At 72.0% G+C, this 21206-nt stretch carries 14 protein-coding genes; 9 read left to right on the forward strand and 5 right to left on the reverse strand.

Annotation, left to right across the window (positions count from 1 at the left end; all coding sequences use genetic code 11):
* The first annotated feature begins 362 nt into the window (after positions 1–362).
* Entirely contained in the window at positions 363–2546 is a 2184-nt protein-coding gene (locus ACH4VO_RS07995) for a discoidin domain-containing protein (RefSeq protein ID WP_360984702.1), read from the forward strand.
* Between the two features lie 218 nt (positions 2547–2764).
* On the opposite strand, the gene ACH4VO_RS08000 is transcribed toward ACH4VO_RS07995, so the two are convergent.
* A complete protein-coding gene (locus ACH4VO_RS08000; RefSeq protein WP_360984699.1) occupies positions 2765–5455 on the reverse strand; it encodes a cellulose binding domain-containing protein in 2691 nt (896 codons plus the stop codon).
* Positions 5456–6250: 795 nt separating this feature from the next.
* On the opposite strand from ACH4VO_RS08000, the gene ACH4VO_RS08005 reads away from it, so the two are divergent.
* From ACH4VO_RS08005 to ACH4VO_RS08020, 4 genes are all read left to right on the forward strand, one after another.
* Positions 6251–6478: a type A2 lantipeptide gene (locus ACH4VO_RS08005; protein WP_360984696.1), complete on the forward strand. Its 228-nt coding sequence runs from the start codon at positions 6251–6253 to the stop codon at positions 6476–6478.
* Positions 6479–6556: 78 nt separating this feature from the next.
* Entirely contained in the window at positions 6557–7363 is an 807-nt protein-coding gene (locus ACH4VO_RS08010; protein WP_360984693.1) for an HlyD family efflux transporter periplasmic adaptor subunit, read from the forward strand.
* Entirely contained in the window at positions 7360–9633 is a 2274-nt protein-coding gene (locus tag ACH4VO_RS08015) for an NHLP family bacteriocin export ABC transporter peptidase/permease/ATPase subunit (RefSeq protein WP_360984690.1), read from the forward strand. The genes ACH4VO_RS08010 and ACH4VO_RS08015 overlap by 4 nt, the downstream gene beginning before the upstream one ends.
* Entirely contained in the window at positions 9634–12495 is a 2862-nt protein-coding gene (locus tag ACH4VO_RS08020) for an NHLP bacteriocin export ABC transporter permease/ATPase subunit (protein WP_360984687.1), read from the forward strand. It abuts the gene before it with no gap.
* A gap of 3 nt (positions 12496–12498) precedes the next feature.
* On the opposite strand, the gene tkt is transcribed toward ACH4VO_RS08020, so the two are convergent.
* The 4 genes from tkt to ACH4VO_RS08040 all read right to left on the reverse strand — a co-directional run bounded on the left by tkt (position 12499) and on the right by ACH4VO_RS08040 (position 18001).
* Positions 12499–14691, reverse strand: a complete 2193-nt coding sequence (gene tkt, locus ACH4VO_RS08025) for a transketolase (RefSeq protein WP_360984684.1) — start codon at positions 14689–14691, stop codon at positions 12499–12501.
* A 235-nt stretch (positions 14692–14926) separates the two neighbouring features.
* Positions 14927–15766, reverse strand: a complete 840-nt coding sequence (locus ACH4VO_RS08030) for a class II glutamine amidotransferase (protein ID WP_360984681.1) — start codon at positions 15764–15766, stop codon at positions 14927–14929.
* A gap of 151 nt (positions 15767–15917) precedes the next feature.
* On the reverse strand, positions 15918–17006 hold the full coding sequence (locus ACH4VO_RS08035; protein ID WP_360984679.1) for a glutamate--cysteine ligase: 1089 nt from the start codon (positions 17004–17006) through the stop codon (positions 15918–15920).
* A gap of 203 nt (positions 17007–17209) precedes the next feature.
* On the reverse strand, positions 17210–18001 hold the full coding sequence (locus ACH4VO_RS08040; RefSeq protein WP_360984676.1) for a VOC family protein: 792 nt from the start codon (positions 17999–18001) through the stop codon (positions 17210–17212).
* Between the two features lie 558 nt (positions 18002–18559).
* Between ACH4VO_RS08040 and ACH4VO_RS08045 the strand changes: the two genes are divergently transcribed.
* From ACH4VO_RS08045 to ACH4VO_RS08060, 4 genes are all read left to right on the forward strand, one after another.
* Positions 18560–18886 carry a plasmid stabilization protein gene (locus ACH4VO_RS08045; RefSeq protein ID WP_360984673.1) on the forward strand — a complete coding sequence of 109 codons (327 nt, stop codon included), beginning with the start codon at positions 18560–18562 and terminating at the stop codon, positions 18884–18886.
* A gap of 47 nt (positions 18887–18933) precedes the next feature.
* On the forward strand, positions 18934–19395 hold the full coding sequence (locus ACH4VO_RS08050; protein ID WP_360984670.1) for a DUF5709 domain-containing protein: 462 nt from the start codon (positions 18934–18936) through the stop codon (positions 19393–19395).
* A 141-nt stretch (positions 19396–19536) separates the two neighbouring features.
* Positions 19537–20199, forward strand: coding sequence for an HAD family hydrolase (locus ACH4VO_RS08055; RefSeq protein WP_360984667.1), 663 nt, complete (start codon positions 19537–19539; stop codon positions 20197–20199).
* A gap of 177 nt (positions 20200–20376) precedes the next feature.
* A complete protein-coding gene (locus tag ACH4VO_RS08060; protein ID WP_360985063.1) occupies positions 20377–21171 on the forward strand; it encodes a SigB/SigF/SigG family RNA polymerase sigma factor in 795 nt (264 codons plus the stop codon).
* Positions 21172–21206 lie beyond the last annotated feature (35 nt).

A 21206-nucleotide genomic window follows, 5' to 3' on the forward strand; every position in this document is an offset into this window, starting at 1 on the left:
ACGGACAGCGTGCCGACCATGCCGGTGCGGGCGGGACGAGAACCGGCCTCCTCCCGCCGTACGGTCGGGCGCGCTCGCGTACGTCGGCCACGGGCGGACGTAAGCGGCCCGGCAAGGCGGGCCGCCACTTCGTGAACAGATTGCCGCGCAGTCCCGCACCGGTCACCGAGGAGTGTGAGCCGACAGGGCGGCTACCGACGTCGTGCCGTCAGTTCTTGTGGCCAACAGCCCTTGTTTCATCGGCCCGCACCTCATCTCTTGACGCGTCCCCAACAAGGGTGGAGTATCTCGCTCAGCCGGAGGAGAGAGCGCTCTCCAGGCTGTGCGCGTCGTGTACTCGCCCCACGACTCAGGAGACCCCCATGCACGCACCCCCCACACTCCGCACCCCCCTGGCGGCACCGAGCAGAAGGCGCGGCGGCGTGTTCGCCGCCGTCGCCGGCCTCGTCCTCTCGCTCCTCGCCTTCGTCCCGCAGGTCCCCGCGAACGCGGCGCCGGCACTGCTCTCCCAGGGCAGGACCGTCACCTCCTCCAGCCAGGAGAACGGCGGGACCCCGGCCGCCTCCGCGGTCGACGGTGACAACGGGACCCGCTGGTCGAGCGCCTTCGCCGACCCACAGTGGATCAAGGTCGACCTGGGCTCCGCCGCCTCGGTGAGCCAGATCGTGCTGCGCTGGGAGGCCGCCTACGCGACCGGTTACCGGATCGAGTTCTCGTCCGACAACAGCACGTGGAGCACGGCCTACTCCACCACGACGGGTCCGGGCGGCACGGAGACCCTCACCCTCTCGGGCACCGCCCGCTACGTCCGGCTGACCGGCACCACCCGTGCCACCGCGTACGGGTACTCCCTCTGGGAGTTCCAGGTGTTCGGCACGGCCGGCGGCGGGGTGGACCCGCAGATCCCCGGTGGCGGCGATCTCGGGCCCAACGTCCTGGTGTTCGACCCCTCGACACCCGACATCCAGGGCAAGGTCGACGAGATCTTCAAACGGCAGGAGTCGGCCCAGTTCGGCACCGGACGCTACGCCCTGATGTTCAAGCCGGGGACGTACGACAACATCAACGCCCAGATCGGCTTCTACACCTCGATCGCGGGTCTCGGGCTGAAGCCCGACGACACCACCTTCAACGGTGACGTGACCGTGGACGCCGGCTGGTTCAACGGCAACGCCACGCAGAACTTCTGGCGTTCGGCCGAGAACCTCGCCCTCAACCCGGTCAACGGCACCGATCGCTGGGCCGTCTCCCAGGCCGCCCCCTTCCGCCGGATGCACGTCAAAGGCGGGCTCAACCTCGCACCCGCCGGCTACGGCTGGGCCAGCGGCGGCTACATCGCCGACAGCAAGATCGACGGCCAGGTCGGCCCCTACTCCCAGCAGCAGTGGTACACCCGTGACAGCTCCATCGGCGGCTGGGGCAACGGAGTGTGGAACATGACCTTCTCCGGGGTCGAGGGCGCTCCTGCCCAGAGCTTCCCCGAGCCCCCGTACACCACGCTGGACAGCACCCCGGTCTCACGCGAGAAACCGTTCCTCTATCTGGACGGCAACGACTACAAGGTCTTCGTCCCGGCCAAGCGCACCAACGCACGCGGTGTCTCGTGGAACGGCACGCCGCAGGGCGAGTCCATCCCGCTGAACCAGTTCTACGTGGTCAAGCCGGGCGCCACCGCCCGGACCATCAACGCGGCGGTACGTCAAGGGCTGCACCTGCTCTTCACCCCGGGCATCTACCACGTGGACGAGCCCATCGAGATCAACCGCGCGAACACCGTCGCCCTCGGCCTCGGCCTGGCGACGATCATCCCGGACAATGGGGTGACCGCCGTGAGGGTCGGTGACGTCGACGGCGTGAGACTGGCCGGCCTGCTGATCGACGCGGGTACGCAGAACTCCCAGGTGCTCGTCGAGGTGGGACCCGAGGGCGCCTCGGCCGACCACGCGGCCAACCCGACCACCGTCCAGGACGTCTTCGTCCGGATCGGCGGCGCGGGCGCCGGCAAGGCCACCACCGGGATGGTGGTCAACAGCGACGACACCGTCGTCGACCACACCTGGCTCTGGCGCGCCGACCACGGCGACGGCGTCGGCTGGGAGACCAACCGTTCCGACTACGGTCTCCGGGTGAACGGTGACGACGTCCTGGCCACCGGCCTGTTCGTCGAGCACTTCAACAAGTACGACGTCCAGTGGTACGGCGAGCGGGGGAAGACCGTCTTCTTCCAGAACGAGAAGGCGTACGACGCACCCGACCAGGCCGCCATCCAGAACGGGGACATCAAGGGGTACGCCGCCTACAAGGTCGGCGACTCCGTCACCACCCACGAGGGCTGGGGCATGGGCAGCTACTGCTACTTCAACGTGAACCCGACGATCCGTCAGCACCACGGCTTCCAGGCGCCGGTGAGACCCGGCGTGAGATTCCACGACCTGCTGGTGGTGTCGCTGGGCGGGCAGGGCCAGTACGAACACGTCATCAACGACACCGGGGCCCCCACCTCCGGGACGTCGACCGTCCCGTCCCAGGTGGTGTCCTTTCCCTGAGGCGGGGTGAGAGGCGCCGCGTGCGGTGCGACGCGGGGCCCGGCAGCGGCTGCCGGGCCCCGCGTCACGTCCGGGGGGTCCGCCCCCGCAGCCGCCCCACGTCACCTCCGGGGGCCCGCCCCCCGGCGCCCCCGCGAGCAGGGGCGTGCTGTCGCTTCCGGTCAGGGGACGTGACGGTGCGGGGCGAGCGGAGCTCTCCCCCCGCACCGGTCCGCGCGTCAGGTGACCGTGCAGGTCCTGCCGCCGAGCGTGAACGCGTCCGGTTCGGCGTTCCGGCCCGTCCAGGTGCCTGAGAACCCGAAGCCGACCGAGGCACCGGCCGCCACCTTCCCGTTCCACCCGGTGTCGACCGCCGTCACGCGGGCGCCGTCCTGACGGTGGGTCGCGTTCCACATCTGCGTGACCTTCTGCCCGTCCGCGAAGGACCAGCCCACCTGCCAGCCGTCGTACGGCGCACCACCGGTGTTGGTGACCTTCACATCGGCCTGGAAGCCGCCCGGCCACTGGTGGGTGACCGTGTACGACACCGAGCAGACGGCGCCCGCGGGAGGCTCCTCGGTACCGGGGTCCGTGCCGCCGCCGTCGGTTCCGGAGGACTCCCCGACCTGGATGCCGCGCCCGTTGGTGGAGACGTACACCCGTCCGTACACCCGCGGGTCGCCGGTGATCGCAGCTCCGGTCCAACCCCACTGGTGCGCGTCGTCATTGATCCGCGTCCAGTGCGCGCCCGTGTCCGTCGACCGGTAGATGCCGCGCACCCCGCCGATCTTCGCGCTGACGAAGACCGTCGGGTAGGAGGCACCGGAGGCGGCCTTGCCGAAGCCCACGCTGTCGGCCTGCTCCACGCCCGGAAGCTCGGTGAAGCTCGTCCCGGAGTCGGTGGAGCGCCACAGCCCGTACGAGCCCGTAGCCGTTCCGCCCGCGAGCCAGAGGTCGCCCTCGGCTCCCGGCAGCGCCTTGAAACGGACGTTGCCCTCGGCGGGCAGTCCGCTCGCCCGGGGTGTGAAGGTGGCGCCGCCGTCGGACGACACGTAGAGGGTGCCGGCCTTGAACCCGTAGAACTTCTTCGGGTTCTTCCGGTCCGACTCGACGACCGCGCCGGCGGGAATCCCGGTGGACGGGGTCCAGGAGGTGCCGTACCCGGTGGTGCGGTGGACGCCCGCGCCCTCCGGACTCCACACGAACCCGCTGCCGTCCGCCGCGGCGGCGACCGTGCCTCCGCCGGTGACCCCGGAGGGCTCGGAGCCCTGGAACCAGGTGGCCCCGTTGTCGGTGGAGAAGCCGATGTGCGGGGCGGCGTCGGCGTTGCCGACGCGTACGACCGTGTCCGGGGACGACTCCGCGAAGTCGAGGCTGGTGGTCGTGTCGAGGGTGGGGGAGGTGAACATCATGCGGGGCACGGCGTCGAGGTCCGTGTGCCGGAAGCCCCCGATGTCACCGAGCGCGCTCAGCAGGGGCGCCCCGGAGGGCGGGCTCGCCAGGTCGTTGACCGCCGTCTCCTCCAGCCCCTTCACCATGGGAGTGAGGGAGAACCGGCCGCCGGAGTCCCACGAGGTGAGGTTCTCGGTGCCGTAGACCGTCGCGCCGGTGCCGTACATCATCCGGTCGGAGTCGAACGGGTCGATCTCCAGCGACTCCGTCATCCAGCCCAGCTTGGGCGCGGTCTCGGGCGGCGCCGGGCTGGCACCCCAGCTGAGCCAGGGCACGGACGAGATGTCCTGGGTGTAGCGGTTCGAGCGGTCGGGGTAGCTGGTGTAGTCCCAGGCCCGCGTCCAGGTCGCGCCGCTGTCCGTGGACCGGAATATCTGCGTGTCGGGCCACCATGCGCTGTACGCCGTGGCCATCAGGGTGCCGGGTTTCTGCCGGTCCACGGAGAGACCGCTGAAGCCGTAGTACGTGTCGGCCTCCGCGGCCGGGCTGACGTCCGTCCACCGGCCGGTCGCCGTGTCGTAGCGCCAGACGCGGCCCTTGGATCCGTCGTACGGGCCGCCCGTGTCACTCGTCGTCAGGTACAGGTAGCCCGTGCCCGGGTCGAGCACCCCCTTGTGCGCGAGGTATCCGGTCGGCTGGCCGGCGATCCGCGACCAGGTGCCGCCGCCGTCCGTGGAGCGGTAGACGGTGTTGTCCTTGTCGGCGACACCGACGTAGATGTCCTGGGTGGCGTTGCCGGCACTGCCCGAGCGCTCGTCGAAGGTCACCCAGACGATGCCCTGGTTGTCGCTGCCGTATCCGCTGGTGTCGGAGGGGTCCTGGACGTAGTTCCCCGGGTTCGGGAAGGCCTTCACCTGGGACCAGGTGACGCCCGCGTCGGTGGAGCGCCACAGCCCGTTGCCGCTGGGCGCGCCCAGGTAGAGCACGGAGTTCTTGTGGGGATCGACCGCCAGCCGCTCGCCCATGCCACGCCCCGGCATGTTGCCGCCGAGCTTGAAGGGGAGCGTGGTGGCCTTCCAGGAGGCCCCGCGGTCCACGGAGCGCAGGACGGCGCCGTTCTTCGGGTCCCAGCTGTTGGTGTACGTGCCGACGGCCGCGTACACGTTGTCGGGATCTGCGGTGTCGGAGGCGAGACTGACGACTCCTGACCAGCCCCACCGGTCCCAGTCCACCCAGTCCAGCAGCGGCTTCCACTGTCTGCCGGCCTGGTCCCAGCGGTAGGCGCCGCCGATGTCGGTGCGGGCGTAGGCGAGGTTCTTCTCGGACCGGCTGAAGACGATGCCCGGTACGAAGCCGCCGCCGTCGATCCGTGCGTTCTTCCAGGTGTAGGTGTCCGCCGCGATGGACACATCGGATGCTTCGGTCACGGCGGGGACCTCAGCGGGCCGAGCCGCCGCCGGGGTACCTGTGATCGACAACCCTGCGGTCAGGGCGAGGGCCGCCCCGAGGGCGGCGAAGGTTCTTGCGCTGGGGCGCACGGGAACGTCCTCTCCGGAATGGACCGCCGCACGGCGGCGGTACGGGCGTGACAGAGTGGGAGCGCTCCCAGAAGCACCCCGATCGTAGCGCCGCGCCCGCCCCGAGAGAAGGGCGAGGCAGACGTTTCATCGGATGTATGGGGCTCCGCGCCCCCGCTCCGCGACTCGTGCGCCCTGGAGGCGACGGGCCGCCCCACACGGAGCGGCCGGGTCACGATTCCCTCACATGCCGGGAGGCGGCGTGTCGGCCGTAAAACGGAGAAGAGGACGAACTCCACGCATTTCCCGGCACCCACAAAAGCCGCACACAATTGCCGCACACGAACGGTGCAGGCGTTGATTCCTTTCGACTACCGCACGCCGGAGAAGAACTCTGTTCACCTTTTCGCCCACCCGGTGACGCGGTCCACCGCCTTTCCGTCACCCCGGACCCGCCCGCACGCGCACCACCGTCCGGAGAGGGGAAACCTGCACACCGCGTGCGCACCCCGGTCACGCACCTGACACGAAACACCAGGTCCATGCCGGTCTCCAGCCGCTTGCCCGGGTGTGCCCCCGTGACGGCGAAGCCGGTCCGCGACGGATCCGAAGGTATCCGGTGAAACTCGTGAAGGAATGGGTGCCGGAAAATGAACATGTCTGCACGCGCGATTATTCGAGCACGCCGATCGCCTTCCATTCCCTCTCACCCGATTAGCCGTTCGACGCATCGGCATGCTTTGATCCTGGCCCATACGGAAGCCCGGCCACGGGTTCCCGTCGGTAAGCATTTTCCCTACGAAGGGCAGTTTCCTCATGAACCTCACCCCCCAGGTCGAGACCCGCGAGATCTCCGACAACGACCTGGACAACGTGTCCGGCGGCCTCGTCGGCACCGTGGTCGGCAACGTCACCGCCACGGCCGACTCCATCGCCCCGGTCTCGGGCCTCGTCGGCTCCGCCACCGGTCTGGTCGAGTCGACCACCGGCGTGAACACGGGCGCGGTCACCGGCCTGGCCACCGGCCTCGTCGCCGGTCTCTGAGACGGCCGTACCCGCCGAGCCCCGGAACCCGTCGGTTCCGGGGCTCGGTGCCGACCGCTGACAGGTGAGGAAAGAGCCGTGCAGTTCCGCCAACAGGCGCTGACCAAGCTGCAGTCGCCCGAACAGCTCGACCTTCCGGTGCGCTTCGCCCGCCCGCAGGGCCTGCTCGTGCTGGGGGTCACCATGGCCGTCATGGCCGCCGCCTGTTTCTGGGCGGTCACCGGGTCCCTCTCCACCACGGTCGGCGCCCCCGGCATCCTCACCCATGCCCGGGGCAGCTACCTCCTGCAGAGTCCGGTGTCCGGTCAGATCACCGAGGTGCTCGCCGAGGAGGGCGAGACGCTGCCGGCCGACGCCCCCCTCCTCAAGGTCCGTACGCAGCAGGGTGAGCGCACCGTCCGCACGATCGACCGGGGCCGGCTCACCACGGTGACGGCCACGATCGGCGCGGTGGTGACCACCGGTGCCGACGTGGCGAGCGTGGAACGGGTCGACGGCGCCGGCGACCCCCTGGTCGTCATGCTGTACGTACCGGGCGCCAGCGCCTCCGGGATCCGGGCCGGCGCTCCGGTGGACATCACCGTCCAGTCCGTACCGGCCCAGCAGTACGGCGTGCTGCGCGGGCACGTGGCCGCCGTCGGCAGGACGGCCCGGACGCAGCAGCAGATCACCCGCTTCCTCGGCGACGCCCAGCTCGGCGAGGAGTTCTCACGGCACGGCAGGCCGATGGCCGTCCAGGTACGGCTCGAACCCTCGGACACCACGGAGTCCGGCTACCGGTGGTCCTCGGCACAGGGCCCGCCGTTCGCGCTCGGCTCCATGACCCCCGCCACCGGCTCGGTCCACCTGGCCGACCAGCGCCCGATCGATTGGCTGCTTCCGTGACCGCCCCCCACCCCTCCCCCCGGGCTCAGCAGCTGCCCCCCGCCGTCCGCGGCAGACACCGGCCCGCGAGCGCGCCGCCGGGCGGACGGCGGCCGAGGTCCGCCCGGAAGCCCGCCCAGAGGAAGACCGTCCGCACACCCACCGTCCTGCAGATGGAGGCGCTGGAGTGCGGCGCGGCCTCGCTGGCCATGGTCCTGGCCCACTACGGCCGGCATGTGCCGCTGGAGGAGCTGCGCATCGCCTGCGGCGTCTCCCGCGACGGCTCACGGGCCAGCAACGTGCTGAAGGCAGCACGGAGTTACGGTCTGCGGGCCAAGGGCATGCAGATGGAGCCCACCGCACTCGCCGAGGTCCGGGCCCCGGCCATCCTCTTCTGGGAGTTCAACCACTACGTCGTGTACGAGGGGACGGGGCGCCGTCTCGGACGGCGGGGTGTGTACGTCAACGACCCCGACAAGGGCCGCCGTTTCGTGCCCGCCGAGGATTTCGACACGAGTTTCACCGGTGTCGTACTCGTCCTCGAACCCGGCGAGGGGTTCCGGCGCGGCGGCCGGAAGCCCGGTGTCATGAGCGCGCTGCCCGCCCGGTTGCGCGGCACCTCGGGCACGATGCTGGCCGCTCTGCTCGCCAGCCTGCTGCTCGTCGGGGTCGGCGCGGCGCTCCCGGCCCTGAGCCGTACGTACATCGACATGTTCCTGATCGGGGAGCAGACCTCCCTGCTGGGGGTGCTGTTCGCCGCGATGGGCACGATGGTCGCGCTCACCCTCGTCCTGACATGGCTGCAGCAGGCGAACCTGCTGCGCGGGCGCGTCATCTCGTCCACGCTGAGCAGCGCCCGGTTCTTCCGCCACCTGCTGCGGCTGCCGGTCACCTTCTTCGCCCAGCGCAGCCCCGCCGACCTCGTGCAGCGGCTGCAGTCGAACGACGCGGTGGCCGAGACACTGGCCCGGGACCTCACCGCGGCCGGTGTGGACGGGATCGTCGTCCTGCTCTACGCGTTCCTGCTGTGGACCTACGATCCGCAGCTGACCGTCATCGGCGTGGGGATCGCGCTGCTCAACGTGGTGGCGATGCGCGTCGTCGTACGCCTGCGGGCCACCGGCACGCAGAAGTTGCGGGCCGACAGCGCCCGGCTGACCAACACCGCGTACACCGGCCTGCAGCTGATCGAGACGATGAAGGCGACCGGCGGGGAGAACGGGTACTTCCGCCGCTGGGCCGGCCAGCACGCCACCACGCTGGAGGAGCAGCAGCGCCTCGGGGTGCCGAGCGCGTGGCTGGGCGTCGTCGCCCCGGCCCTGGCGACGCTCAACAGCGCGCTGATCCTGTGGATCGGCGGGCTGCGCGCGGTCGAGGGGCACCTCTCGATCGGTCTGCTCGTCGCCTTCCAGGCACTGGTGACCCGCTTCACCGCTCCGGTCACCCGGCTCAACGCGGTGGCGGGCCGGGTCCAGGACTTCGCGGCCGACGTGGCCCGTCTGAAGGACGTGGAGAACTTCCCGGTCGACGCCCTGTACTCACGCAGGGAGCCCGCCGCGAGCACCCGCCGTCTGACGGGTCATGTGACGCTGGAGGACATCACCTTCGGCTACAGCCCGCTCGACGAGCCGCTGCTGACCGGCTTCTCGCTGTCCGTCGGACCGGGGCAGCAGGTGGCGCTCGTCGGCGGCTCGGGCAGCGGCAAGTCGACGGTGTCCCGGCTGATATCGGGGCTCTACAGCCCGTGGGAGGGCACGATCCGCATCGACGGGCAGCGTCTGGAGGACATACCCCGGGGCGCCCTCGCCGCTTCCCTCTCCTTCGTGGACCAGGACGTCTTCCTGTTCGAGGGAACGGTTCGCGACAACGTCGCGCTGTGGGACCCCTCGGTCCCCGACGAGGCCGTCGTCACCGCGCTGGAGGACGCCGCCCTGTACGACGTCGTCGCCCGTCGCCCGGGCGGGATCCACGGCCGGGTTGAGCAGGACGGCCGCAACTTCTCCGGCGGGCAGCGCCAGCGCCTGGAGATAGCCCGGGCCCTGGTGCGCCGCCCGAGCGTCCTGGTCCTGGACGAGGTCACCAGCGCCCTGGACGCGGAGACCGAGCTGATCATCATCGACAACCTCCGGCGGCGCGGCTGCGCCTGTGTCGTGATCGCCCACCGGCTGAGCACAGTCCGTGACAGCGACGAGATCGTGGTCCTGGACCACGGATCGGTCGTGGAGCGCGGGCGGCACGAGGAGCTGGTGGCCGCGGGCGGCTCGTACGCCGAACTGGTCAGGGAGCACTAGGTGACTTCCGTACACCACCACCTCGACGGCACCGGCGCCCCGGCGCACGACCCGGTCGTCGCGGCGCTGGGAGCGCTGGGGGCACCGGTCGACTGCGCGGAGCTGCGCAGCCTGTCACTCGAGGGGCCCCAGGTGCTGTGGCTCGTAGTGGGCGGTGGACTCGACCTCTTCGCCGTCGATGCGGCGGCTCAGGGCCACTGGCACTTCCTCGGCCGTCTGGAGCCGGGCTCCCTGGTGCTGGGCCCGGTGGCGGGGCCGCGGCACACGCTGGTCGGGCGGCCGTTGCGGGAGTGCGGGCTGCGGCGCATCCCGTTGCGGGAGCTGTACCGCCCCGGCACACCGGATCACGTGTACGGCAGTGCTCACGACGGCGCTCAGGGCCTCGGCGAGGCCGCGCCGAGCCCGTTGGAGTACGCCTTCTCGCTCGGTGTCGGCCGGGGCCGGCAGGTGCTCTTCGAAGCCCCGCTGGACGGCCGGACCGCCCTGGACGGAACGGTCGGGGACGACGAGGACGCCCTCTGGCAGCCGGTACCGCCCGGCAGTGTGGGGTACGGCGCCGCGTTCGACGCCGAGGCCGCCGGTGACCTGCTGGTCGACGGCGCGATGTGGCAGGGGATGGTCGACCAGCAGTACCGCCTGCTGTCGGCGCTGGACCGCTGGATCGAGCAGGCCGAGCGTGCCCATGAGGACCGTACGGCGGCCGGCATGAAGGCGGGCGAGGCCGTCCGCAGGGAGGCCGATCAGGCCCTGCTGACGTCGATCGGCCGGTCCGGGAGGAACCCCTCGCGCACGGTGGGGGCGACGGACGACGCCGTGTACGCGGCCTGCCGGCTGGTGGCCCGGGAGTCGGGCATCACGCTCGCCGGGGGCGCGGCCGGCGGCGGGGTGGGCGAGCGTACGGACCCGGTCGAGCGGATCGCGGTCGCCGCACGGATCCGGAGCCGCCCGGTCCGCCTCGACGGGCGCTGGTGGCGGGAGAACTCCGGGCCGCTGGTCGGCCACCGGGCTGCCTCGGGTGCGCCGGTCGCCCTGCTGTGGCGGCGCGGCGGGTACGACGCGGTGAACCCGCTGACGGGCCGTCGCGCGCGGGTCGACGCCGCCGCGGCACGGGAGCTGGAGGAGCGTGCCGTCATGTTCTACCGGCCGCTTCCGGAGCGGCCCCTCGGTCGTTGGCAGTTGCTGCGCTTCGGTCTGCGCGGCACGCGGGGCGACCTGCGCAATCTGCTGCTGGCGGGCCTGGTGACGGTCGTGCTCGGTTCCCTGGTGCCGCTCGCGACGGGCCGGGTACTCGGCGTGTACGTACCCCGAGCGCAGAACTCCCTCATCGTGCAGGTCTCGCTGGCCGTGATCGTCACCGGGGTGGTCTCGGCGGCCTTCACGCTCCTGCAGAACCTGACCCTTCTGCGCCTGGAGGGCCGCATCGAGAGCACGCTCCAGCCCGCGGTGTGGGACCGGCTGCTGGGGCTGCCGGCGACGTTCTTCGCCGAGCGCTCCACCGGCGAACTGGCGAGCGCGGCCATGGGGGTCAGCGCGATCCGCCGGGTGCTGTCGGGCATCGGCCCGGTGGCGGTGCAGGCGGGCACGCTGGGGGCGGTGAACCTGGCCCTGCTGCTCTGGTTCAGCGTGCCGCTCGCGCTCACCGCCGTCGCGATGCTGGTCGTCATCGCGGGGGTGTTCCTCACCATGGGGATGTGGGAGCTGCGCTGGCAGCGCCGGCTGGTCGAGCTCGGCAACAAGCTGAACAACCAGGCGTTCCAGACGCTGCGCGGCCTGCCCAAGCTGCGGGTGGCCGCGGCGGAGAGCTTCGCGTACGGGGCGTGGGCGGAGCGGTTCGCCGAGAGCCGCGAGCTGCAGAAGCGGGCGGGCCGGATCAAGAATCTGACGGCGGTCCTGAACGCGGCCTATCTCCCGCTGTGTTCACTGGTCATGTTCGTCCTTCTCGCGGGTCCGGCGCGCGGGTCGATGTCCGCCGGTGAGTTCCTGACCTTCAACACGGCGGTGACCATGCTGCTGACGGCGGTCACGCAGCTCACGGGGGCGTTCGTGTCCGCCGCGTCCGTGCTGCCGATGTTCGAGCAGATCGAGCCGGTGCTGAACGAGCCGCCCGAGGTCCGGGACTCCGGTACGCGGCCCGGGGCGCTGTCGGGGGCGATCGAGGCGCGGGGCCTCTCCTTCCGTTACACCGACGACGGCCCCCTGGTGCTCGACGACGTGTCGCTGAGCGTGCGGCCGGGCGAGTTCGTCGCGGTCGTGGGCCCCAGCGGCTGCGGCAAGTCCACGCTGCTGAGGCTGCTCATCGGCTTCGGCGAACCGGTCACGGGCAGCGTGCTGTACGACGGCCAGGACCTGGCGGCGCTGGACCGGGCGGCGGTGCGCCGCCAGTGCGGGGTCGTCCTGCAGAACGCGCAGCCGCTGTCCGGTTCGATCCTGGACTGCATCTGCGGCGCCGAGGTCTTCAGCCAGGAAGAGGCCTGGGAGGCCGCCGCGATGGCGGGTCTGTCCGAGGACATCAAGCGGATGCCGATGGGGATGCACACGATGATCTCCGGGGGCGGCGCGATCTCCGGGGGGCAGCGCCAGCGTCTGATGATCGCCCAGGCTCTGGTCCGCCGCCCCCGGATCCTCTTCTTCGACGAGGCCACCAGCGCGCTCGACAACGAGACCCAGCGCACGGTGATGGAGAGCACCCGGTCCCTGCGGGCCACCCGGGTGGTGATCGCCCACCGGCTGTCCACGGTGCTGGACGCGGACCGTGTGGTCGTCATGTCGCAGGGGCGCGTGGTCCAGCAGGGGCCGCCCGCCGAACTGCTGGCGGACACGGGCGGGCGGCTCCACGAACTGGTGCGGCGGCAGATGCGCTGAGCCTCAGCCGGAGGTGCGGCGCCGGCCGCCGGGCACGGGGGCGGCGGCCGCGTCGCCGATGCTGCCGCGGGCGGCCGCGGCGACGGCGTCCGGGGTGAAGCCGAACTCCTCGTACAGCCGCTGGTAGTCGGCGGACTCGCCGTAGTGCTCGAGGCTCACGATCCGGCCGGCGTCGCCGACCACCTCGCGCCAGCCCTGGCCGACGGCGGCCTCGACACTCACGCGGGCGCGTACGGCCGGCGGCAGCACCTCGTCCTGGTAGGCGCTGGGCTGCGCGGAGAACCACTCGCGACTGGGCATCGAGACCACGCGGACGCGCAGGCCCTCCGTGGCGAGGAGGGCGCGCGCCTCGAGGGCGATGTGCACCTCGGAGCCCGTGGCCACCAGGATGACGTCGGGGGCTCCGTCCCCGGGTTCCTTCGCGAGGACGTAGGCGCCGCGTGCCGCTCCCTCCGCCGGGGCGAGGGTTCCGTCGCCGCGGTCGAGCACGGGCAGGTTCTGCCGGGTCAGCACCAGGCCGGCGGGCCGGTCCGGGTGTTCCAGGACCGTCCGCCAGCAGACCGTGGTCTCGTTGGCGTCGGCCGGGCGTACGACGTCGAGTCCCGGGATCGCGCGCAGGGCCGCGAGGTGCTCCACCGGCTGGTGCGTCGGGCCGTCCTCCCCCAGGCCGATCGAGTCGTGGGTCCACACGTAGGTGGCGGGGAGCTTCATCAGGGCGGCGAGGCGGACCGCCGGCCTCATGTAGTCGCTGAACGTCAGGAACGTACCGCCGTAGGGACGGGTCAGGCTCTGCAGGGCGATGCCGTTGAGTACGGCGCCCATCGCGTGTTCCCGGATGCCGAAGTGCAGGGTCCGCCCGTAGGGGCCGCCCGCGAACTCCTCGGTCTGCCGGTCGGCGGGGACGAAGGACGGCTCGCCCTCCATCGTGGTGTTGTTGCTGCCGGCCAGGTCCGCGGAGCCGCCCCAGAGCTCGGGCAGGACCGGCGCGAGCGCGGTGAGCACGAGACCCGACGCCTTGCGGGTGGCCATGCCCTTGGGGTCGGCCGGGAAGACCGGCAGCGCGTCGGTCCAGCCCGGGGGCAGCTTCTGCTCCCGCAGGCGGTCGAGCAGTGCGGCCCGGTCCGGGTTCGCGGTCCTCCACTCCTGGTAGCCGGAATCCCAGAGCGTGTGCGCCTGCCTGCCCCGATCCCCGACCGCCCGGGCGTGGGCGAGGACCTCGTCCTCGATCGCGAAGCGGACCTCGGGGTCGAAGCCCAGGAGGCGCTTGGTGGCGGCGACCTCGTCGTCGCCCAGCGCGGAGCCGTGGGCCTTGCCGCTGTTCCGCTTCGTGGGGGCGGGCCAGCCGATGATGGTACGGAGCATGATCAGCGACGGCCGGTCCCGCTCCTCCTGCGCCGCCTCGATCGCGGCCAGCAGCGCGTCCACGTCCTCGACGTAGTCACCCGTGCGCGTCCAGTCCACCGTCTGCACGTGCCAGCCGTAGGCGGCGTAACGGGCGGGGACGTCCTCGCTGAAGGAGATGTCGGTGTCGTCCTCGATCGAGATGTGGTTCGAGTCGTAGAAGGCGATGAGGTTGCCCAGCCGCTGGTGCCCGGCGAGCGAGGAGGCCTCGGAGGCGACTCCCTCCATCATGTCGCCGTCCGACGCGACCACGTACACGTGGTGGTCGAAGGGGCTGGCGCCGGGGGCGGCGTCCGGATCGAGCAGTCCTCGTTCCCTGCGGGCCGCCATCGCCATGCCGACGGCCGCGCCCATTCCCTGGCCCAGCGGACCGGTGGTGATCTCGACGCCCCGGGTGTGCCGGTACTCGGGGTGCCCGGGGGTCGCCGATCCCCAGGTGCGAAGTGCCTGGAGGTCCTTCATCTCCAGGCCGTAGCCGGCCAGGTACAGCTGGATGTACAGCGTGAGGCTGGTGTGGCCGCAGGAGAGGACGAAGCGGTCCCTGCCGAGCCACTGGTCGTCGGCCGGGTCGTGCCGCATGACCTGCTGGAACAGCAGGTAGGCGAGCGGTGCCAGGCTCATCGCCGTGCCGGGGTGCCCGTTGCCCGTCTTCTGGACGGCGTCCGCGGCCAGAACCCGGACGGTGTCCACCGCCCGCAGGTCCACCTCGCTCCACCCCGCCCGTGCGGCCACCGGCCGGGCGAGGCCGGGGTCGCGCGAGGCTGTGCTGCCGGAAGAGGATCGCTCGGGCGCCATGGTGTTCGTCTCCCTCGGGATGTCGCTTCTCGGTACGACGGTGCCGGCCGGTGCGGCTCGCCACCCTCGCATCCTCGGTTCCCGCCTCGCCCTCCGCACCCGGAACGGGCCCGGCGGGGCGGGGCCCGTCGCCCGCCGGGGGCGCCGGATGACGCCGCGGCGGGGCCCGCCAACCCGTCGCCTACCCCGCGTACGGCCCGCCAAGGCCCTGAGTCCGGCGCGGCGCCCCGGGGTGTCAGGCCGGCACCGGGGCGAAGGGCGCGTAGTCGCCGTTCCCCGAGGGCACGACCGTGTACGTGGCCTCCGGCAGTTCGTTCCACAGCCCCGGGAGGTCGCCCACGGGCTCGGAGACCACCATGCGGGTGTCGTCGGACAGCTCGCGCATGAGCGCCAGATTCGGGTGCAGCGTGCGCACGCTGTCCACCCGGCTGCTGTAGAAGAGCGAGCGCGACCTGCCCTGGCTCGAGTACCGGAAGGCCCACAGCCGCCGGCCGTCCGCCACGGCGATCGTCATCTGGAGCGGGTTCTCGATGCCGTGGTCCCGGCCCAGTCCTTCCACGAACCCGGCCATGCGCGCCACGGCACCGGGGACGTCCTGGTCCAGGCCGAACGTCAGGGCCAGGTAGAACATCACCTCGGAGTCGGTCGACCCCTCGATGGAGGAGAAGAGGGCCGGATCGACCGCCAGGCACATCTCCCGGCGGAGCCGGTCGAAGTCCTGCACCGCCCCGTTGTGCATCCACATCCACCGTCCGCGCCGGAACGGATGGCAGTTGGACTGCTGCACGGCGGTCCCCGTCGACGCCCGCACATGGGCGAAGAAGAGGGGGGACCGGACGTACCCGGCGATCTCCCGGAGATTGCGGTTGTTCCACGCGGGGCCGGTGTCGCGTACGACCGCCGGGGCGGCGCGACCCGATCCCGGTTCGTACCAGCCGATACCGAAGCCGTCGCCGTTCGTCGTCTCGACGCCCAGCTTCGCGTGCAGGCTCTGGTCGATCACCGAGTGCGCCGGCTTGTAGAGAACGTCGTCCAGCAGGACGGGCGAACCCGCGTAGGCGAGCCATCGGCACATGACGGTCTCCCTTCCTCCGCCCCACCCGGCCGGGCGGCCCTGCGTCCCTCCGCCCGGTTGCCCCCGCTACCAGCGAACCAGGGCTGTGCCCGGGCGGCAAACCAGCACGACCCGCGTGGAGCGCCGGATCGCCCCCCGCCGTACCGCCCGGTCATTTCTGGGTGCGCTGGACGCAGTCCGCGATCACCGCTGCCGGATCCCCGGTGCGCCGCAGCAGCTCCCGCTGCCGACGTGCTCCGTTACCGGTCCGCATGAGGCGGCTCACCCCCTCGCGGGCGAGCGGCAGATCGCCCATGTCCTCGAGTGCGTCGCGCACGTGGTCCAGCAGTGCCTCCAGCGAGCCTTCGGCGGGGCCGGGCCTCATGGTGCGGGGGTGGATCAGGGTGTCGTCCAGGCCGGAGCGGCCCGCTCTCCACGACGCCAGGCGCAGCAGCCCCGCGCCGACCGGCCGGGGCGGCACGCCCTCCCGCCACTCCCGCGCGGCCGTCTCCACGAGACCCCGCACCAGGAGGGCCAGCAGTACGGTGGTCGACGCGTCCAGGCACACGTCCGCGACCCGCACCTCGACCGTCGGGTGGTTGTGCGAGAGCCGGGCGTCGAAGTAGACCATGCCCCGGTCGCGTACGACACCTGTGTCGATCATGGCGGCCACGTGGTCGTGGTACCGCTGCGCCGACCCGAACACCTCCGTGGGGCCGGCCGACGGCCACCGCCCCCAGACCCGGCTCCGGTAGCTCCGGTAGCCCGTGTCGATCCCCTGCCAGAAAGGGGAGTTGGCGCTCATGGCGAGCAGGGGGGCCAGCCACGGCCTGATCCGGTCGACGACGGCCACTCCCTCCTCGTCGGACTCCACGGACACATGCACATGGCACCCGCATGTCAGCTGTTCCAGCGCCGTGAGCCCGAACTCCCGCTGCATCCAGTGGTACCGCTCGTCCGCGCTGATGGCCGGGCTGACCGGCAGCGGGGAGGTCGCGAGCGCGGCCACGGAGGCGCCCAGCCTGCCCGCGTGCTCCGCGGACTCCCTGCGTCTGCTCCTGATCTCCGCCTCGAGCGCGCCCATGTCGGACTGCGGGCGGGTGGCGAACTCCATTTGCTGGCTCTGCAGTTCCTTCTGGAAGATGTCGTCGTCCGCCCCCGCCCGGTCGGCCATGGCGAGCACCGCGGCCGACATCGCACACGGCTCGAAGGTGTCCGTGTCCACCAGCAGGAGTTCCTCCTCGACACCGACGTAACGCACCGGAGCACCGCCTCTCCCAGGCCGCCGACCCGAGGGACACCCGTCGCCCGGCCGGTGCGGCAGGGCAGGGGCCTCACGCGCGGCAGTCCCTCTCATTGTCCTCGTCGTCTTTCCGGACCGCCTCCTGCCCGCCCGCGGGCGGGACACCCCTGTCCTCTTCCACGGGGGTTCAACGGCCGCCGTGCCGCGACCCCGGGAAGAGCTCAGCGGTCGGCGGGGCGCGACACGGTGAAGAGTCCGCCTTCCGGGTCGCGGATGACGTATCCGCCGCCGGGTACACAGGCCCCGGGGGCGGCGGGTGCGGCCGTCCCGCCCGCGTCGACCGCGGCGGCCGCGGCCCGTTCGGTGTCGGCGACGTCGAAGTGGACCACCCACCGGGGCCGGGTCCTCGGGTCGGGGTCCTGCTCGACGGCGCCACCGTGCAGGAGGGCCACGGGCCGGCCCCACGCCCTGACGACGACCCGTTCCTCCTCGTAGAGGACCTCGACGCCGCCCCCGGTGTCCGCGTCGGACCAGGAGAAGACCTCGCCGTAGAAGATGGCCGCCTCGAACACGTCCCTGGTCCGGAGTTCGAGCCGGGGTGGAGCGCTGCCCTCACCCACCGCCCACGCCGGTGTGGGGCCCTCCCAGAAGCCGAACACGGCGCCGTCGCGGTCCGAGGCGAGCGCCGCGCGTCCGCCGCCCTTGCGCAGCGGCCCGACGGCGACCGTGGCCCCGCGCTCGCGCACCAGGGCGGCGGTCAGGTCCGCGTCCCTGACGGCGAAGTACGGGGTCCAGACGGTGACCGGGTCCCAGTCCTGGGCGTGGACGCCGAGCCCGGCAACCGGCCGGCCGTCGACGAGGGCCGTGGAGTAGCCCTCGCCCAGCGTGCTGTGCCGGAAGCTCCACCCGAGGACGGAGGCGTAGAAGGCTTCCGCGCCCGCGAGGTCGCGCACCATCAGGTGCATCCAGCACGGGGCGCCCTGGACCGGCAGGGCGTACTCCTCGACCGACATCGGCATCCGCTCCTCAGCGTGCGTGGCGTGCGCCGGGCGGCCGCCGGCCGGTGACACGTCAGCGAACGTACCTGCCGTGACGCTCCCGGCGGCGCGAGCGCGTGGTCGTGTCGGCGGGCCGCGTACGGCGGGGCGGGACCCCGCCGTACGCGCCGTAGGCCGCCGGGCGGGGCCGTTAGGCCGTGTCGATCGCGGGTACCCATCAGCGGTCGTGCGACCGGGCACGGCGTGGAGACGGACGGGGATGCGGCGTGAGCCGGTTCGGCCCCGTTTCGGCGGGTACCCCTAGCAGCAGGTTCCCGGCGTACGCGGGAACCCAGGCGTCGGAGAGTTGGGAACACAGCTCCTGACGCCGCCCCCGCTGCTCTCGGTGGCGCGTACGCGGGCGGTGCCCGTACCGGGCACCACCGCCCCTCTCGGAGAGCGGGCCGCCGGCGGTTCCGTTTAGGCGTCCGCACAGGGGAAACGCGTTCGTTCGGGCCGGTACCGGCCCCACGTCACGAAACCCGCGGAGCCCGGACATCCGGGACGCGGACCGGACGAGGCGAGGAGCACGACATGCCTGCGGGATCCAGTCCGAAGCGCGAGCGGCAGTACGAGCACATCAAGGAGAGCCAGGAGGAGCGGGGCGCCTCCGAGAGCCGGGCGAAGGAGATCGCGGCCAGGACCGTGAACAAGGAACGCGCGAGGTCCGGTGAGTCGAAGTCCGCGAGCAGCACCTCCACCCGGGACCGGAAGTCCGCCCCGCAGCGCGGTGGGGAGCGTTCCCACCAGGGCGCGCAGGGACCCACCCGGGATCAGCTCTACGCCGAGGCGAAGAAGAAGAACATCGACGGCCGGTCCTCCATGAACAAGGACGAACTGCGCCGGGCGCTCGGTCGCTGAGCGGCCGTGCCCGCGGCGCGCGGCAGGAACGGGAAGGGGAGCGAGCCATGTCCGAAGAGGCACGCGGCGACGACGTCTACCAGCCACCCAACGACGGTGTGCAGAACCGGCCGAGCGACGAGCTCGACATGGAGAACGCACTGGGCGAACGCGACCTGGACGACCAGATGGAGGAGGGCTACTCGCCTCCCGAGCGGCCGCTGGGGGTGGACAAGTACGGCACCACCGGCGCGGAGGAGCGCGAGGGCGAATCGCTCGATCAGCGCCTCGCCCAGGAGGTCGAGGAGCCGCGTCCGCCCGAGGGCGACGGCATCGGCGACCTCGCGCAGGGAGAGGGTGAGCCGCAGGAGGACATCGCCGGTGACGTGCGGGCGGGCAGGCTGACCGCCTCCGACGACACGGGGCGGCACACCGATGTGTTCGCCGAGGACGTGGGCGTCGACGGCGGGGCCGCGTCGGCCGAGGAAGCCGCCGTGCACATCGCCGACGAGGAGGACGAGAGCCTCTGAGGGGCACGGCACCGCGCCGCCCGGGGCAGCCGGCGGCACGCGGGGCGGGAGCCCGGGGAGGACGCTCCCCCCGGGGCCCGCGTCCCTGCACGGAGCCGTCGGCGCACGACCGCCGGCGCACAGAGAGGAAAGCGGGAGGACATGGCACGGGCTGCACTCTTCGACGTGGACGGCACTCTCGCCGACACCAACCATCTGCACGTGGTCACCTGGTGGGAGGCGTTCCGGCAGGCGGGTCACACCGTGCCGATGCCGGCGATCCACCGGGCGGTCGGCCTCGGCTCCGGGGACCTGATCGAGCGGCTGCTCGGTGAGGACCGCGACCGGGACCAGGACGCGGCCCTGAGCGCCGCCCACAAGACCCTCTACGGCACCTACTTCGACCGGCTCCCCGCCTTCACGGGCGCCGGCGACCTGCTGCGGGAGCTCGCCGGACGGGGCTGGCGCGTCGTACTCGTCACCTCCGCGAGCGGCGGCGAGCTCGACGCGCTGAGGTCGGCCGTCGACGCCGACAGCGCCATCCTGGACACCGCCAGCTCGGACGACGTGGCCGAGGGCAAACCGGCTCCGGAGCCGGTCCGGCACGCACTGGAGCTGGCGGAGGTGGACGCGGCGGACGCGGTGTTCGTGGGCGACACCGTGTGGGACATGCGTACGGCGGTCCGGGCGGGTGTCGGCGCCGTGGCGCTGCTCTCGGGCGGCATCCCACGGGCGGACCTGGAGGGCGCGGGCGCGCACACGGTGTACGAGGACGCGGCGGACCTGCTCGCGCACCTGGACGACAGCCCCTTCGGGGCGGCCTGACCAGGCATGGGACCCGTGAAGTCGCCCCCCACGTGTGGCCTGGTTTTGGTCCGGTATGGTGGTGTTTGTGCTTCGGACAGGAGGTACGCCCGTGGGAGTTCGACTCCGGGCGGGATCCGTCCGATTCGATGCGCTCCCACGGTGACCGGCATTCGCACCGCCGAGGGAGTGAGCACCATGGCCGAGTCGTCCCCCGCAGCACCGCGTCCGCACGCCGACAGTCCGTCGACCGACACCGCGTTCCGGCGGCTGCGCACGCTGCCGGACGGGGGGGAGCGGGACGAGCTGAGGCGCGAGACGATCTGTGCCTGGCTTCCGATGGCCCACCGCCTGGCGTCCCGCTTCCGCAACCGCGGTGAATCCATGGACGACCTGCGCCAGGTGGCGGCGATGGGCCTCGTCAAGGCCGTCGACCGCTACGACCCCTTCCGCGGCAAGGCCTTCGAGACGTACGCCGTCCCCACCGTGACCGGCGAGCTCAAGCGGCACTTCCGCGACCACACCTGGGACGTGCACGTGCCCCGGCGGGTCCAGGACCTGCGCAACCGCGTGCGTGTGGCCCGCCGCGACCTCTCCCAGTCCCTCGAGGGACGCGCGCCCACCTGCGCGGAGATCGCGGCCGAGACCGGTCTCCGTGAGGAGGACGTGCTGCTGGGCCTGGAGGCCCTGGAGAGCTACAGCACGCTGTCCCTCGACGCCGAAATGCCCGGAACGGACGACGGTTACTCGCTCGGTGACACGCTCGGCCACTGCGACCCGGCCCTCGACGTCGCCGTGGACCGCGAAGCCGTCAAGCCGGGTCTGCGCCGGCTGCCCGAGCGCGAACGGACCATCCTGTACCTGCGCTACTTCCGGGACATGACGCAGGTCAGCATCGCGGAGGCACTGGGCATCTCGCAGATGCACGTCTCCCGTCTGCTCAGCCAGTGCTGCGAACAGCTGCGCACCCAGACGCTCCAGGGGGTGCGGTGACGCCCTTCGCCGGACCGGCAGCCGTCCTGGCCGCA

Source organism: Streptomyces sp. NPDC020780, assembly GCF_044334475.1.
Taxonomy (GTDB): domain Bacteria; phylum Actinomycetota; class Actinomycetes; order Streptomycetales; family Streptomycetaceae; genus Streptomyces.

Coding starts and splice junctions, on each gene's coding strand:
- ACH4VO_RS07995 (WP_360984702.1), top strand. CDS start 363: ATGCACGCACCCCCCACACTCCGCACCCCCCTGGCGGCACCGAGCAGA.
- ACH4VO_RS08005 (WP_360984696.1), top strand. CDS start 6,251: ATGAACCTCACCCCCCAGGTCGAGACCCGCGAGATCTCCGACAACGAC.
- tkt (WP_360984684.1), bottom strand. CDS start 14,691: ATGGCGCCCGAGCGATCCTCTTCCGGCAGCACAGCCTCGCGCGACCCC.
- ACH4VO_RS08030 (WP_360984681.1), bottom strand. CDS start 15,766: ATGTGCCGATGGCTCGCCTACGCGGGTTCGCCCGTCCTGCTGGACGAC.
- ACH4VO_RS08040 (WP_360984676.1), bottom strand. CDS start 18,001: ATGTCGGTCGAGGAGTACGCCCTGCCGGTCCAGGGCGCCCCGTGCTGG.
- ACH4VO_RS08045 (WP_360984673.1), top strand. CDS start 18,560: ATGCCTGCGGGATCCAGTCCGAAGCGCGAGCGGCAGTACGAGCACATC.
- ACH4VO_RS08050 (WP_360984670.1), top strand. CDS start 18,934: ATGTCCGAAGAGGCACGCGGCGACGACGTCTACCAGCCACCCAACGAC.
- ACH4VO_RS08055 (WP_360984667.1), top strand. CDS start 19,537: ATGGCACGGGCTGCACTCTTCGACGTGGACGGCACTCTCGCCGACACC.
- ACH4VO_RS08060 (WP_360985063.1), top strand. CDS start 20,377: ATGGCCGAGTCGTCCCCCGCAGCACCGCGTCCGCACGCCGACAGTCCG.